We start from the raw sequence: 14408 nt of genomic DNA, 5'->3' as shown, positions 1-14408 counted from the left end.
GGGACGACGCCGGGCCGCCCTCCCGCCAGGGAAAGGACCACCATGGGAGCCCAGATCCGGGTCTACCGTCAGAAGATCGCGTCGACGTCGTCGATGAAGAAGATCTTCAAGGCGATGGAGCTGATCGCCACGTCTCGCATCACCAAGGCACGTGAGCGCGTCAGCGCGTCGCTGCCCTACGCGAACGCGATCACCCGCGCCGTCTCGGCCGTGTCGAGCCAGCACGACATCGATCATGTCCTCACCACGGAGCCCGAGAACCCGACCCGGGCGGCCGTGCTCATCATGTCCTCGGACCGCGGCCTCGCCGGCGCGTACTCCGCGAACGTGCTGCGCAAGGCCGAGCAGCTCCTCACCCGCCTCGGCGAGGAGGGCAAGGACGTGGACGTGTACGTCGTCGGCCGCAAGGCGCAGACGTACTTCGACTTCCGCGGCCGCGGCTACAAGCAGCTGTGGACCGGTCAGACGGACGCCCCCGTCGCCGAGCGCGCCACCGAGATCGGCGAGGTGCTCGTGGACGCGTTCCTCACGGACACGGCGGACGGCGGCGTGGACGAGATCCACGTCGTGTTCACCGAGTTCGTCTCGCTCGTGAAGCAGAACCCCCACGTGGTGCGCCTGCTGCCCCTCGAGGTCGTCGAGGAGGAGGCCGCCACCGCCGAGGATGTGCTGCCGCTCTACGAGTACGAGCCGGACGCGGAGGAGGTCCTCGACGCGCTGCTGCCCAAGTACATCGAGTCGCGCATCTTCAACGCGATGCTGCAGTCGGCGGCCTCGGAGCTCGCCAACCGTCAGCGCGCCATGAAGTCGGCGGGCGACAACGCCACGAGCCTCATCAAGGACTACACGCTCCTGATGAACAACGCCCGTCAGGCCGAGATCACCCAGGAGCTCACCGAGCTCATCGCGGGCGCGGACGCGCTCAACAACTCCTGAGCCCGTTCGGGACTCACCAGACTCGCCATCCACACACGATAGAAGTGAGAGAGATGACTGCCACCATCACTGACCAGGGCACCGGGACCCCCACCGGCGGTGCCACCGGACGCGTGTCCCGCGTCATCGGCCCCGTGATCGACGCCGAGTTCCCGGCCAACGCGATGCCGGAGATCTACAACGCGCTGACCACCGAGATCGACCTCAACGGCCAGCGCCGCACGGTCACCTTCGAGGTCGCCCAGCACCTCGGCGACAACATGGTCCGCGCCATCTCCCTGCAGTCCACCGACGGCCTGGTGCGCGGCACCGACGTCGTGGACACCGGTGCCCCCATCTCGGTGCCGGTCGGTGACGCCGTGAAGGGCCACATCTTCAACGTGCTCGGCGAGACCCTGGACATGCCGACCTCGCAGCTGCAGGCCGAGGACCGCTGGCCGATCCACCGCCCGGCCCCGAACTTCGCGTCCCTCGAGGGCTCCACCGAGATGCTGGAGACCGGCATCAAGGTCATCGACCTGCTGACCCCCTACATCAAGGGCGGCAAGATCGGCCTGTTCGGCGGCGCCGGCGTGGGCAAGACCGTGCTCATCCAGGAGATGATCACCCGTGTGGCCCGCAACTTCGGCGGCACCTCCGTGTTCGCCGGCGTCGGCGAGCGCACCCGTGAGGGCAACGACCTCTGGGTCGAGATGGAGGAGGCGGACGTCCTCAAGGACACCGCCCTCGTGTTCGGCCAGATGGACGAGCCGCCGGGCACGCGTCTGCGCGTGGCCCTGTCCGCGCTGACCATGGCGGAGTACTTCCGCGATGTGCAGAACCAGGACGTGCTGCTGTTCATCGACAACATCTTCCGCTTCTCGCAGGCCGGTTCCGAGGTCTCCACGCTGCTGGGCCGCATGCCCTCCGCCGTGGGCTACCAGCCGAACCTGGCGGACGAGATGGGTGTGCTCCAGGAGCGCATCACCTCGACCCGCGGCCACTCCATCACCTCGATGCAGGCCGTGTACGTCCCCGCGGACGACTACACCGACCCGGCCCCGGCCAACGTGTTCGCGCACCTGGACGCGACCACCAACCTGACCCGTGACCTCGCGTCCCGTGGCCTGTACCCGGCCGTGGACCCGCTGGCCTCGACCTCGCGCATCCTCGACCCGCAGTACGTGGGCCAGGACCACTACGACGTGGCCATCCGCGTGAAGCAGATCCTGCAGAAGAACAAGGAGCTGCAGGACATCATCGCGATCCTCGGTGTGGACGAGCTCTCCGAGGAGGACAAGATCACCGTGGGCCGCGCCCGCAAGATCGAGCAGTTCCTCTCGCAGAACACCTACACCGCCAAGCAGTTCACCGGCGTCGAGGGCTCCACCGTGCCGGTCAAGGACACCGTCGAGGGCTTCAAGGCCATCGCCGACGGCGACCTGGACCACGTCGCGGAGCAGGCCTTCTACAACGTGGGCGGCCTGGACGACGTCGAGCGCGAGTGGGCCAAGATCCAGGCCGAGGGCTGATCGATCATGGCTGAGCTCAACGTCGAGATCGTCTCCGAGGAGCGGTCCATCTGGTCGGGCGCCGCGTCGGCCGTGTCGGCGCGCACCGTCAACGGTGAGATCGGCATCCTCCCGGGCCACACCCCGATGCTGGCCGTCCTCGGCGACGGCGAGGTCGTGGTGCGGACCACGGACGGCGGCACCGTGACCGCGCAGGCCCGCGGCGGCTTCTTCTCCGTGGACCACGACCGTGTCGTGATCGCCGCGACGTCCGCCCGGCTGGGCGACGCCGCGGCGGCCTGACGCGGCGCGGCAGGACCTGACGGTGGAGGGCCCGGTGCTCATCGCCTCGGCGACCGTGGTGGCAGTCATCGTGCTGTCGGCACTCGCCCTGGTGATGCGGCGCCGGGCCCTCGCCCGTGTCACGGCCGCCTTCCCGGCGGTCCTGGAGCGGGAGGGCCCGGGGCGTGAGCGCGTGATCGGCGTCTACGACGAGTCCCGCCTGCGCCTCACCGGGGGCTGGCGCCTCTCGCGGGAGCGCTGGAGCGCGGACCGGAGCCGCCTGCAGATCGACCGCCTCCCGGCGGACGAGGCCGGCCGGGCCGTCCTGGAGCTGAGCGCCGGCGCACGTCCGGTGCGCGTCGTCGTCGACCCCGACGACGCCGGCGCCCTGCGCGCCTGGAGCGAGGCGGGGCCGTCCGCGGCGTCGTCCTTCTGGCGTCGCTGAGCCCGCCCGGCGCCTCAGAACAGGCGGGACTCGGCGTCGTCCACGCCGCGCATCGCGTCGTAGTCGAGGGTGACGCAGCGGATGCCGCGGTCCTCGGCGAGGGTGCGGGCCTGGGGCTTGATCTGCTGGGCCGCGAACACGCCGCGCACGGGCGCCAGGAGCGGGTCCCGGTTCATCAGCTCGAGGTAGCGGGTGAGCTGCTCGACCCCGTCGATGTCCCCGCGGCGCTTGAGCTCGACCGCCACGGTGCCGCCGTCGGCGTCGCGGGCCAGGATGTCGACGGGGCCGATCGCCGTCATGTACTCGCGGCGCACGAGGGTGTGGCCGTCGCCGAGCAGGCTGATCTGCTCGGCCAGCAGACGCTGCAGATCCGCCTCCACGCCGTCCTTGACGAGGCCGGGGTCCACGCCGAGCTCGTGGGAGTCGTCCGCCAGGACCTCCTCGATGAGCACGATGAGTCGGTCGTCGGACTTCTTGGCCTGTACGCGCCAGACCTGCGTCACCCCCTGGTCGGCCTGATCGGGGGAGGGCTCCTCCACGTGCAGGGTCGCGGGCGGCGACATCCAGTTGAGGGGCTTGTAGGAACCGCCGTCGGAGTGCACCAGCACCGAGCCGTCCGCCTTCACCATGAGCAGGCGGGTGGCGGTGGGCAGGTGGGCGTTCAGGCGGCCCTCATAGGTCACGGAGCAGCGGGCAATGACGAGTCGCACCGGTCCATCCTAGGCGGACCGTGCCCACCCGCTCGTGTGTCAGCATGGGGACATGCCCCGTTCGAACCGTCCCCGCCGCTCGTCCGCGCCTCGGCGGAGCGAGCGCGGGGCCTCCGGCGTCTCCCGGCGGTCCCGGCCGTCGCCGGGGCGGTCCGACCCGCTCGAGGAGCTCCTCGGCCTGGACGCGGGCTACTCGCGCCAGTCCGGGTCCGACGGCGGATGGCACGTCCGGCAGATCCCCGCGTGGCGCGCGGTGAAGGACTACATGTGCCCTGGCTGCGGTCGGGTGATCCGGCAGGGCCAGGCGCACCTCGTGGCCTGGCGCGCGGACTGGATCATGGGGGACGAGGACGCGGGGGCGGACCGGCGGCACTGGCACCCGGTGTGCTGGCGCACCCGCCCGGGCCGCTGACCGCGACGGTCCGGGCCGCGCCGCCGTCGTGGGCCTACCGGGCGTCCTGGCGGGGGATGAAGACCTCGCGGACCAGCAGCAGCAGCGCGGCGGCGAGCGGGATCGCCATGAGGGCGCCGAGGACGCCGAGCAGCGCGCCTCCGGCGATCACCGCGATCACGGCCACGGCCGCCGGCACGGACACCGCGCGTGCCATGACGCGCGGCGAGATGACGTAGGCCTCGATCTGCAGGTAGACGAAGTAGATGGCCGCGAACACGGCGGCGGTCTGCCACGAGGTCAGCAGGCTCACGAGGGTCAGCAGCGTGCCGCCGATCGCGGCGCCCACCAGCGGGATGAACGCCATGAAGGCGGCGATCGCGGCGAGCAGGACGGCGAAGGGGGCGCCGGCGATGGCCAGCGCCGTGAACGCCACCGCGCCGTTGAGGGCGGCCACGAAGGACTGGCCCATCACGTAGTGGCCGACCGAGGAGGTGATCTGCTCGGACAGCGCCTCGATCCGGGGCCGGCGCGAACGCGGTGCGAGCCGGTAGGCCCAGTACTTCATGTGCGGCAGGGAGGAGAGGAAGTACAGCGTCAGCACGACCACCACGAGCACCGAGAAGACGGCGTTCAGCACGGTCTGGCCGAAGCCGAGGAGCCCGCCGAACAGGTCGGTGACGGCGACGCCGTCGGCGGCGAGGCGCTCGGTCTGGGCGCGAACGGCCTCCTGGAGGTGGAACTCCTCGTCGAGCTGCACGAACCACTCGGCGGTCATCACCCCGTCGATGATGGCCGGCAGGTCCTGGACCAGCTGCGTGGACTGCTCGATCACCGTGGGGACCAGGAGGGCGACGAACGCCCCGGCCACGGCGGCCAGGCCGAGCGCGGCCGTGAGCACGCCGACCCACCGGGGCGCGCCCCAGGACTCGACCCGGCGCACCAGCGGATCCAGGCCCAGGGCGATGAACAGGGCCGCGGCGATCCACACGATGAGCTGTCCGTTCGTGCGCAGCACCGAGACGACGCCGATGGCCAGGGCCACGCCCACCGCGAGCAGGAAGCCGGTCAGCACGGGGGACTCGAGAGCCACGGCCGCGACCGCCGGATCCTCGGCGCCGTCGACGGGGACCGACTCGGGGTCCACCCGGTCCTCCTCGAGGAAGGGTCGGCGCCGCCGCAGGACGGAGCCCAGGCGGGGCAGTCGACGACGCCCGGCGGGCGTCGGCCCGTGCGACGGCGGCGCGGCGGCCACCCCGACCGGCTCCACGGGGACGCCGGCCACGGGCGGCTGCTCGGCGCCCTCGGGCTCGGCCGGGCCACGGACGTCGGCGACGCCGGTGGCATCCGGGCCGGATGCGGTCTCCTTCTCCTCCACGCGCTCAGCGTACGTCAGGGCCCCGGCCTGACCGCGCCGCGCCCGGGAGGCTACCGTGGGGCCCAGTGACAACGCCCCTCGCCCCGGCGACGGGGCGGCCCCGGACCGGAAGGATCGTGACCGACGTGACCGCCCAGCCCCCCTCCGACGCCCCGTCCCACCTGCGCGGCGCCGTCGACCTGTCCTCGCTCGGCACCCCGGCCCCGGCCGGGCGCACCGCGCCGGGGGCCGACGCCGGCGCCGGCGGCGGCTCGTGGGTGATCGCGGACGCCGACCAGGGTCTGCTGCAGCAGCTGGTCCAGCTCTCCGCCCAGGTGCCGGTGCTGCTGCACCTGCACGTGCCCGGGGACGCGGCGAGCGAGGCGCTCTACCGGCAGTTCGCGGACGCGGTCGACGCCCAGGCGGGACGGCTCGTGCTCGCGCGTCTGGACGTGGCGAAGGAGCCCGCCGTGCTGCAGGCGCTGGGCCTGGGGGCCGGCCCCGCGGTCATGGCCGTGGTGGCGGGGCAGCCGGTGCCGCTGGTCAATCAGGAGGTGCCGGAGGAGACGCTGCGCCAGCTCATGGGGGAGATCCTCGAGGTGGCCCGTCAGAACGGCGTCGCCGGCACCGTGCCCCCCGTCGCCCCGGCGCGCCAGGACGCCGACGCCGCGGCTGCGGAGGCTCCGCCCGTGCCGCCGCTGCACCGGGCCGCCCATGAGGCCCTCGCCGCCGACGACCTGCCCGGGGCCGTCTCGGCGTGGGAGGCGGCGCTGGCCGACAGCCCCGCGGACGCCGTGGCCCAGCAGGGCCTGTCCGCGGCCCGCCTCATGCTGCGCACCCGTGACGCCGACGCTGCGGCGGTGCGCGCGGCCGCCGCGGACGGCCCGGACGACGTCGCCGCCCAGCTCGCCGTCGCCGACCTGGACGTGCTCGGTGGCCACGTGGAGGACGCCTTCGCCCGGCTCGTGCGGTTCATCGCCCTCCACCCCGGCGACGACCGGGAGACGGCGCGCGCCCACCTCGTGGACCTCTACACCGTGGTGGGCACGGACGACCCCCGTGTGCAGGCCTCGCGGCGTCGGCTGGCCGCAGCGCTGTTCTGAGGGACCCTCAGTTCATCCCTGAGGAGGACGCCGTGTCCGCCTGACGGTGGGTAAGGTCCCAGGCATGTCTCCGCATGCGCCCGAGCCTGCCCCCGCCCACCTGGCGGCCGCCGCCCGTCGGCGCGCGGCCGACGCCCCCGATCCGGACCTCGCCCTCGTCACGCGCGGGCTGACCCAGCGGTTCGGGGACAAGCTGGCGCTGGACGCGCTGGACCTGGACGTCCCGGCCGGATCGTTCTTCGGGGTGGTCGGGCCCAACGGGGCGGGCAAGACCACGGCCCTGTCGATGGCCACCGGGCTGCTGCGCCCGGACCACGGCCGCGCCTGGATCCACGGCGTCGACGTGTGGGAGCAGCCCCTCGAGGCCAAGCGACGGGTCGGCGTGCTCGCCGACGGCGTGCGCACCTTCGACCGCCTCACGGGCACGCAGCTCATGACCTACGCCGGGCTGCTGCATGGCCTCGACGCGGACACCGTGGCCGAGCGGACCGCGGACCTGCTGCGGGTGATGGACCTGGAGGACGCCGGCCGCAAGCTCGTGGCCGACTACTCCGCCGGCATGACCAAGAAGGTGTCCCTGGCGGCCGCCATGGTCCACGCCCCGGACCTGCTCGTCCTGGACGAGCCGTTCGAGGCCGTGGACCCGGTCTCCGCCGCGAACATCCGGGACATCCTGCACTCGTACGTGGAGCGGGGCGGCACCGTGATCGTCTCGAGCCACGTGATGGACCTCGTCCAGCGCATGTGCACCCACGTCGCCGTGATCGCGGCCGGGACGCTGCGGGCCGCCGGCACGCTCGAGGAGGTCCGGGACGGGCACGACCTCGAGGACCGCTTCGTGGACCTCGTCGGCGGCCGCCACGGCTCGGAGGGGCTGGCATGGCTCTGACGCTCGTCCGACTGCGCTGGACGCTGACCCTGAACCAGTGGCGGCGGTCCCCGTTCACCCTGGTGATGAGCGTGCTCGGCGCGCTGTACGTGCTCGGCATGGCCGCCGTGGCGGTGACGCTGCTCGTCACGGGCCTGCCCGCCCTGCCGGACGAGGCCCGCGGCGCCACGACCGTGCTGGCCGCCGCCGTCGTGGTGCTCGCCTGGCTCGTCATCCCGCCGTTCGTCACGGGCGTGGACGCCACCCTCGACCCGCACAGCTTCGTGCTCTTCCCCGTCCCGGCCCGCACCCTCATCGCCGGGCTGGTCCTGAGCGCCTTCACGACGCCGGTCGGGCTCGCCACGCTGACCGTGCTGGTGGGCCTGGGGGCCAGCTGGTGGGACCGGCCGGCCGCGCTGGCGGCAGGCCTGGCCGGGGGCGCGCTCACCGCGGTGACCGCCGTGGCGATCGGCTCCGGCCTCGCCGGCCTCCTGGCCGCCTACGCGAGCCGGCGTCGGGTGCGGGACGTCGTCTCCGTCCTGCTGTTCATCCCGCTCATGCTCGGCGGCGTCGCCCTCTCGCAGGCCATCGCATCGTTCGAGGACTTCCTGGCGATCGCGCCCCAGATCGCCCGCGGCGCGGCGTGGACCCCGTTCGGGGCGGGCCCCGCCGCGGCGTGGGCGGCCGCCGAGGGCCGCGGCGCCGCCGTCGCGCTCCACCTCGCGGTGGCGGCCGCCTGGTGCCTGGCCGCCCTGGCCCTGTGGCACCTGGCCGTGCGCCGCACCGTGGAGCCGGTGGCCGTGGGCGGCGGTCGGTCCCGCCGCGTCGCCGCGGGCGCGGACCCGACGCCGCTGCGCTGGCTGGGCCGACCGGCCACGGGCCCGCGCACCGCGATCGCGGCCCGCGCCCAGCGCTACTGGCTGGCCGACCCGCGGTACGCGGCCGGGCTCATCATCATCCCGCTCATGGCCGTCCTGCTGTGGTTCACCGGGGGCATGGCCGCGGAGGGGGGTCCCGGACTGGGCCTGCTGCTGATCCTCGGGCCGATCACCGCCTGGTCCCTGGCCTACTCGATCTCCGCGGACATCGCCTACGACCACACGGCGTTCCACCTGCACGTCGTCTCAGGCGTGCGGGGCGTGGACGACCGCTGGGGCCGGGTCCTGGGCCTGGCGGGCTGGGGCGTGCCGATGATCCTGCTCGTGACGACGGCGACGGTGGCGGCGGCGGGTGACTGGTCCCTGCTGGCGCCGATGCTGGGCCTGGCCCTCGGCCTGTTCGGGACGACCGCCGGGCTGTCCGCGTTCGTCTCCGCCCGCTTCGTCTACCCGGTCCCGAAGCCGGGGGACAGCCCGTTCGCGACGCCGCAGGGCGCGGCCATGCGCACGATGCTCGTCCAGGGCGCCGCGATGCTGGTCAGCCTGGCGCTCGCGGTGCCGTTCCTGGTGCCCTTCGTCGTCCGGCTCGTCACCGGGGCCGCCGTGTGGGGGTGGGTGACGGTGGCGCTCGGGCTCGCGTGGGGCGCCGTCGCGCTGTGGCTGGGTGTGCGCCTGGGGGCGCGCTGGTACGACCGCGCGCAGGCTGAGACCTACCAGGCCGTGGCCGCCTTCTGAGGGGCGCGGCTAGACTGGCCCGCATGAGTGTGACCGGCGAACCCGACCTGAACGACCCCTTCGCGCCCGCCGGCGGCGGCACGTCCGTCCTCGAGCGTGAGGAGCTGCGCCAGGAGATCGAGCCGGGCGACCACGAGCGCTTCGCCCACTACGTCCGCAAGGAGAAGATCACGGAGTCCGCCGTCACCGGTGCCCCCGTGATCGCCCTGTGCGGCAAGGTGTGGGTGCCGGGCCGGGACCCGAACAAGTTCCCCGTGTGCCCCACGTGCAAGGAGATCTACGAGGGCCTGCGCGAGCCGCAGGACGGCGGCGACGGCGACGGCGGCGGCAAGCGCGGTGGCTGGTTCGGAGGCCGCGGCCGTGGCTGACGGCCGCTCCCTGACGAGCGGCACCCCGGACGGCAGCGTCCAGCACGACCTGTTCCACATCGGCGAGGACCTTCCCCCCGCCATGCCCGAGCGCGCGGCGTGGGGGACGGCCCCCAAGCTGCGCCAGTGGCAGCAGGAGGCGCTGGAGCGCTACCTCCAGACCGCCCCGCAGGACTTCCTGACGGTCGCGACCCCCGGCGCGGGCAAGACCACGTTCGCGCTGCGCGTGGCCAAGATCCTGATGGACTCCGGCGTCGTGCAGCGGCTGACCGTCGTCGCGCCCACGGACCACCTCAAGCGCCAGTGGGCGGACAACGCCGCGCGCGTCGGCATCGCCATCGACCCGAACTTCAAGAACGCCGACGGGCGGCACGGCGCCGAGTACCGCGGGGTGGCGCTGACGTACGCCCAGGTGGCGAACAAGCCCGTCCTGCACCGCAACCGCACCGAGGCCGCCAAGACGCTGGTGATCCTGGACGAGATCCACCACGGCGGCGACGCCCTGAGCTGGGGCGAGGGCATCCGTGAGGCGTTCGAGCCGGCCACGCGGCGTCTGTCCCTGACCGGCACGCCGTTCCGCTCCGACACCGCCTCCATCCCCTTCGTCCGCTACGAACTCGGTGCGGACGGCATCGAGCGGTCGAAGGCGGACTACACGTACGGCTACGGGCCGGCGCTGCGGGACCACGTGGTGCGCCCGGTGATCTTCATGGCCTACTCCGGGCAGATGCGCTGGAAGACCTCCACCGGCGAGGTCATGGAGGCTCAGCTCGGCGAGGCCGCCACGAAGGACATCACCGCCTCCGCCTGGCGCACCGCGCTGGACCCGGCGGGCGAGTGGATCCCGTCCGTGCTGCGCGCGGCCGACCGGCGGCTCAGCGAGGTGCGCCGCAACGTGCCCGACGCCGGCGGCCTCGTGATCGCCTCGGACCACCAGGACGCGCGCGCGTACGCCGCGCAGCTCGAGGCGCTGACCGGCCAGCGGCCGGCCGTGATCCTCTCGGACGACAAGGGCGCCTCGGATCGCATCGAGGAGTTCGCCGCGTCGGACGAGCGGTGGATGGTGGCGGTGCGCATGGTGTCCGAGGGCGTGGACGTGCCCCGCCTGTGCGTGGGCGTGTACGCCACGTCCACGTCCACGCCCCTGTTCTTCGCCCAGGCCGTGGGCCGCTTCGTGCGCTCCCGCCGGCGTGGGGAGACCGCCTCGGTGTTCCTGCCGTCCGTGCCCGCGCTCATGCTGCTGGCCAACGAGATGGAGCTCGAGCGGGACCACGCGCTGGACCGCAAGGAGGGCGCCGTCGACGTCGAGGACCTCGAGGACGCCCCCGAGGAGGACCTCATCGCGGAGGCCAACCGGGCCGAGAGCGGCTCGGACGCGCTGACGCGGGAGAAGTTCGAGGCCCTCGAGTCCCGGGCGAGCTTCGACAAGGTGCTCTTCGACGGCGGCGAGTTCGGCCTCGGCGGTGCCGTCGGCTCGGAGGAGGAGCAGGACTTCCTCGGCATCCCGGGCCTGCTGGACGCCGAGCAGGTCTCCGCCCTGCTGCGGCAGCGGCAGGCCGAGCAGATCCAGCGCCGGCCGCGTGCGCAGGCGGCCGAGCCCGCCGACGTCGTGGACCACCGGCGGATGAAGGAGCTGCGCTCCGAGCTGTCCAAGACGGTGTCCGCCTGGGCGGCCCGTTCCGGCCAGCCGCACGGGGTGATCCACAACCGCCTGCGGGAGATCTCCGGCGGCCCCGCCGTGGCCCAGGCCTCCCGCGAGCAGCTGGAGAAGCGGCTGAGCACCCTGCGCGGGTGGTTCGTCGGCCGGACCTGAGGTCCGTCGGGAGCGCGGCGGGCGCCCGCGGGCCGTGCCGACCTGAGCGCCGGGTTCAGCCGTCCCGGGACTGGAAGCGCACGAAGGCGCGCAGCTCGTCGCCCTCCACGTCACGGGACTCACGGAATCCATGGGCCTCGTAGAAGGCGCGCTGGCGCTCCTCGGTGTCCGTGAGCAGCACGTGCTGACGCACATGGCCGAACCGGGCGAAGATGCGGCGCAGCAGCTCGGAGGCGATGCCGCGGCGCTGGTGCCCCGGATCCACGAGGATGTCCTGCAGGTAGGCGATGGTGTGGCCGTCGGAGACCACGCGGGCCAGACCGACCAGACGGCCGCCGTCGGCGGCGGGGATCACCCCGGAGAGGTAGCGGATGCCGTCCCGGTCTGCGGCGATGGGGGAGTCGGTCATGGCTGCTCTCCTCGTCTGCGTCGGGCACCGGCTCCGGCACGCCCGCCGGGGCCGCGTGCCTCCATCATGCCGCATCGAGTGACATTCGTCACTGTCTCGGCGTGCGGCGCCTCAGAGGCGACGCCGGTGCCGCTCGGGGCCGAACCCGCTCACGAGGTCGCCAGGATGGCCCCGGCGGCCTCCATCTCGTGGAGCGCGGCCTGGGCGGCCGCCTCGTCGACGCCGGCCACCAGGTCGGTCAGCACGGTGACCTCGTAGCCGGCGTCGAGGGCGTCGAGCACGGTGGCGCGCACGCAGTGGTCCGTGGCGATGCCCACCACGGTGATCGCGTCCACGCCCTGCTCGCGGAGCCACTCGTCGAGGCCGGGGGCGCCGGACTCGACGGCGGCCGCGGCCACGGCGGTGGCCCCGTACGGGCCGACGGTCCCGGAGGGGCGCTCGCCCGCGGCCCCGGTCGGGACGGCGTCGGGCTCGCCGAGGGCGCCGTCGAAGCCGGAGTAGGCGTCCGTGTGCAGGCCCTTGAGGAACTCGGCGTCGAGGTGCTCGGCGTCCAGGTCGGGATGCAGCTCGGCGCCGGCGGTGCCGGCCACACAGTGCACCGGCCAGGTGGTGCGGAAATCCGGCTCGGCGCCGGTGGCCGCGGCGAAGTGCGTGCCCGGGTCGACGTGCCAGTCGCGCGTGGCGGCCACGGCCGCGTAGGCGTCCGCGTGCTCGGCCAGGTGCTCGCTGACCCCGGCCGCGACGGCGGCGCCGCCGGTCACGCCGAGGGCGCCGCCCTCGCAGAAGTCGTTCTGCACGTCCACGATCACCAGGGCGCGGTTCAGGTTCTCCATGGGTCAGTCCTCCAGGAAGATGGTCGGGATGGCGGGGTCGCCCGGCTGCAGGCGGCCCACCGAGGCGGGCAGCTCGCGCAGGGAGGCGGCGTGCCGCTCGGCGGCGCGGGTGACGGCCTCGGGGCCGGTCCAGCCCTCGGCCAGCTCGCCGGTGTGCACGAAACGGTGCAGCAGGGGACGGTCGTCGGCGTCGGGCGCGGCGCTGCGGTTGACGCCGATCACCTCGGCGGTGGCCCGGCCCCGCGGGTCGCGGCGGCGCGCGGCCTCCTTGCGGCCGCCCCGGCTGGCCTTGCCGGAACTGGCCTTGGCCACGTCCACCCACGTGCCGTCGTCGTCCTGGCGGGCCACGAGCTTGTAGACCATGGAGGCGGTGGGCGCGCCGGACCCGGTGACCAGGCGCGTGCCCACGCCGTACGAGCTGACGGGGGCGGAGCGCAGGGCGGCGATCGCGTACTCGTCCAGGTCCGAGGTGACCATGATCCCGGTCTCGGTGTTGCCCAGCTCGTCGAGCAGCTCGCGCACGCGGTGGGCCTGGATCACGAGGTCGCCGGAGTCGACCCGGACGTTCCGCAGGGCCGGGCCGGCCACCTCGACCGCGGTGCGCACGCCCTGCTCCACGTCATACGTGTCCACGAGGAGGGTGGTGTCCGCCCCGAGCGCGGCGACCTGGGCCTCGAAGGCGGCGCGCTCCGAGTCGTGCAGCAGGGTGAAGGAGTGGGCGGCGGTGCCGACGGTCGGGATGCCGTACCGGCGGCCCGCCTCGAGGTTCGAGGTGGCGGTGAAGCCCGCGATGGCCGCGGCGCGGGCGGCGGCCACGGCGGACTCCTCGTGCGTGCGGCGCGAGCCCATCTCGGCGCACGGGCGGCCGTCCGCGACGGCCGTCATGCGGGAGGCGGCGGAGGCCACGGCGGAGTCGTAGTTGTAGATGGAGAGCAGGTAGGTCTCCAGGATGCACGCCTCGGCGAACGTCGACTCCACCTGCAGGAGGGGGGAGTGCGGGAAGTAGGCCTCGCCCTCGGCGTAGCCCACGATGTCGCCCGTGAACTCGTAGTCGGCGAGCCAGGCCAGCGTGGCGTCGTCGAGGGCGGTGGTGTCCGCGAGGAAGTCGAGCTCGGGCGTGTCGAACCGGAAGCGGGACAGGCCCTCCAGCGCGCGGCCCACGCCGGCCACCACGCCGTAGCGGCGGCCGCTGGGCAGGCGTCGGGTGAACAGCTCGAAGCGGGAGCGGCGGTGCGCGGTGCCGGCCTTCAGCGCGGCCTGGAGCATGGTCAGCTCGTAGTGGTCGGTCATCAGCGCCGTGGGGATCTGCCAGTCGTCGGCGGTCCGCGGGGCGCTGGGCACGGGGTTCTGGCTCACGCGCCCACCCTAGTGGACCGTGGCGGGGCCGGTCCTGGCCCGCCCGCCTCGTACACTGGGGCGCATGTCCGTGCTGACCCGCCACGATCCGTCCGCGCCGCGCGCCGTGCGTCCGGCGCCGGGTGAGTCCGTCCCCGCCGGCGCCACCGACACCGCCCTGCTGGAGCGGCCTCACGAGGACACGGCCCGGGACCGGCCGTGGAACGTCGTGGTGTGGAACGATCCGGTGAACCTGATGAGCTACGTCGCCTACGTGTTCCGCACCCACTTCGGCTACTCCGCCGCCAAGGCGCAGCGGCTCATGCTCGAGGTCCACGAGCGGGGCCGGTCCGTGGTGGCGACGGGCACCAAGGAGAAGGCCGAGCTGCACGTGGGCGCGATGCACGGCTACGGTCTGTGGGCCACGCTGGAGCAGGCGGAGGACTGAGGAGGGG

General features: G+C 73.6%; 16 protein-coding genes. 11 read left to right on the top strand and 5 right to left on the bottom strand.

The genetic code is table 11. The features are described 5' to 3' along the window. The first annotated feature begins 42 nt into the window (after positions 1-42). From J1M40_RS03675 to J1M40_RS03660, 4 genes are read left to right on the top strand one after another with little or no spacing between them, the layout of a single operon-like run. Positions 43-936, top strand: coding sequence for a F0F1 ATP synthase subunit gamma (locus J1M40_RS03675; protein ID WP_144819458.1), 894 nt, complete (start codon positions 43-45; stop codon positions 934-936). A 53-nt stretch (positions 937-989) separates the two neighbouring features. Continuing rightward, positions 990-2447: a F0F1 ATP synthase subunit beta gene (gene atpD / locus J1M40_RS03670; protein WP_070708778.1), complete on the top strand. Its 1458-nt coding sequence runs from the start codon at positions 990-992 to the stop codon at positions 2445-2447. 6 nt (positions 2448-2453) lie between these two features. Beyond that, positions 2454-2729 carry a F0F1 ATP synthase subunit epsilon gene (locus J1M40_RS03665; RefSeq protein WP_036313044.1) on the top strand — a complete coding sequence of 92 codons (276 nt, stop codon included), beginning with the start codon at positions 2454-2456 and terminating at the stop codon, positions 2727-2729. Positions 2730-2751: 22 nt separating this feature from the next. Next, positions 2752-3153: a DUF2550 family protein gene (locus J1M40_RS03660; protein WP_036313041.1), complete on the top strand. Its 402-nt coding sequence runs from the start codon at positions 2752-2754 to the stop codon at positions 3151-3153. A 14-nt stretch (positions 3154-3167) separates the two neighbouring features. Here the strand turns inward: J1M40_RS03660 and nucS are convergent, their stop codons facing one another. Then, on the bottom strand, positions 3168-3863 hold the full coding sequence (gene nucS / locus J1M40_RS03655) for an endonuclease NucS (RefSeq protein ID WP_002857250.1): 696 nt from the start codon (positions 3861-3863) through the stop codon (positions 3168-3170). Between the two features lie 52 nt (positions 3864-3915). Between nucS and J1M40_RS03650 the strand changes: the two genes are divergently transcribed. After that, on the top strand, positions 3916-4275 hold the full coding sequence (locus J1M40_RS03650; protein WP_036313038.1) for a hypothetical protein: 360 nt from the start codon (positions 3916-3918) through the stop codon (positions 4273-4275). 34 nt (positions 4276-4309) lie between these two features. Here J1M40_RS03650 and J1M40_RS03645 read toward each other — a convergent pair whose 3' ends face one another. Beyond that, complete coding sequence (locus tag J1M40_RS03645; RefSeq protein ID WP_119217404.1) at positions 4310-5632, bottom strand: AI-2E family transporter; 1323 nt, start codon at positions 5630-5632, stop codon at positions 4310-4312. A gap of 125 nt (positions 5633-5757) precedes the next feature. Here J1M40_RS03645 and J1M40_RS03640 point away from each other — a divergent pair, with 125 nt between their 5' ends. The 5 genes from J1M40_RS03640 (at position 5758) to J1M40_RS03620 (ending at position 11376) form a co-directional block, all read left to right on the top strand. Continuing rightward, entirely contained in the window at positions 5758-6714 is a 957-nt protein-coding gene (locus J1M40_RS03640) for a co-chaperone YbbN (RefSeq protein WP_225348405.1), read from the top strand. A 64-nt stretch (positions 6715-6778) separates the two neighbouring features. Continuing rightward, complete coding sequence (locus J1M40_RS03635; RefSeq protein ID WP_044659201.1) at positions 6779-7603, top strand: ABC transporter ATP-binding protein; 825 nt, start codon at positions 6779-6781, stop codon at positions 7601-7603. Beyond that, a complete protein-coding gene (locus J1M40_RS03630; protein ID WP_144819459.1) occupies positions 7594-9195 on the top strand; it encodes a Tat (twin-arginine translocation) pathway signal sequence in 1602 nt (533 codons plus the stop codon). Before J1M40_RS03635 ends, J1M40_RS03630 begins: the two co-directional genes overlap by 10 nt. Before the next feature lie 23 nt (positions 9196-9218). Next, positions 9219-9563 carry a DUF3039 domain-containing protein gene (locus J1M40_RS03625; RefSeq protein ID WP_010079007.1) on the top strand — a complete coding sequence of 115 codons (345 nt, stop codon included), beginning with the start codon at positions 9219-9221 and terminating at the stop codon, positions 9561-9563. Then, positions 9556-11376 carry a DEAD/DEAH box helicase gene (locus J1M40_RS03620; RefSeq protein ID WP_080981680.1) on the top strand — a complete coding sequence of 607 codons (1821 nt, stop codon included), beginning with the start codon at positions 9556-9558 and terminating at the stop codon, positions 11374-11376. Before J1M40_RS03625 ends, J1M40_RS03620 begins: the two co-directional genes overlap by 8 nt. A gap of 55 nt (positions 11377-11431) precedes the next feature. Here the strand turns inward: J1M40_RS03620 and J1M40_RS03615 are convergent, their stop codons facing one another. From J1M40_RS03615 to J1M40_RS03605, 3 genes are all read right to left on the bottom strand, one after another. Then, positions 11432-11785, bottom strand: a complete 354-nt coding sequence (locus J1M40_RS03615; RefSeq protein ID WP_060973990.1) for a GNAT family N-acetyltransferase — start codon at positions 11783-11785, stop codon at positions 11432-11434. Positions 11786-11934: 149 nt separating this feature from the next. After that, complete coding sequence (locus tag J1M40_RS03610) at positions 11935-12618, bottom strand: isochorismatase family protein (RefSeq protein ID WP_036382159.1); 684 nt, start codon at positions 12616-12618, stop codon at positions 11935-11937. Between the two features lie 3 nt (positions 12619-12621). Next, positions 12622-13974 carry a nicotinate phosphoribosyltransferase gene (locus J1M40_RS03605; protein ID WP_036341309.1) on the bottom strand — a complete coding sequence of 451 codons (1353 nt, stop codon included), beginning with the start codon at positions 13972-13974 and terminating at the stop codon, positions 12622-12624. Positions 13975-14038: 64 nt separating this feature from the next. Between J1M40_RS03605 and clpS the strand changes: the two genes are divergently transcribed. Next, positions 14039-14401 carry an ATP-dependent Clp protease adapter ClpS gene (clpS, locus tag J1M40_RS03600; protein ID WP_002857236.1) on the top strand — a complete coding sequence of 121 codons (363 nt, stop codon included), beginning with the start codon at positions 14039-14041 and terminating at the stop codon, positions 14399-14401. The last annotated feature ends 7 nt before the right edge of the window (positions 14402-14408 follow it).

The organism is Micrococcus sp. KRD026, assembly GCF_017168445.1.
GTDB lineage: Bacteria > Actinomycetota > Actinomycetes > Actinomycetales > Micrococcaceae > Micrococcus > Micrococcus luteus.
Note: the sequence above shows the minus strand (reverse complement) of the source record. Positions and strands in the feature narration are given on the sequence as shown.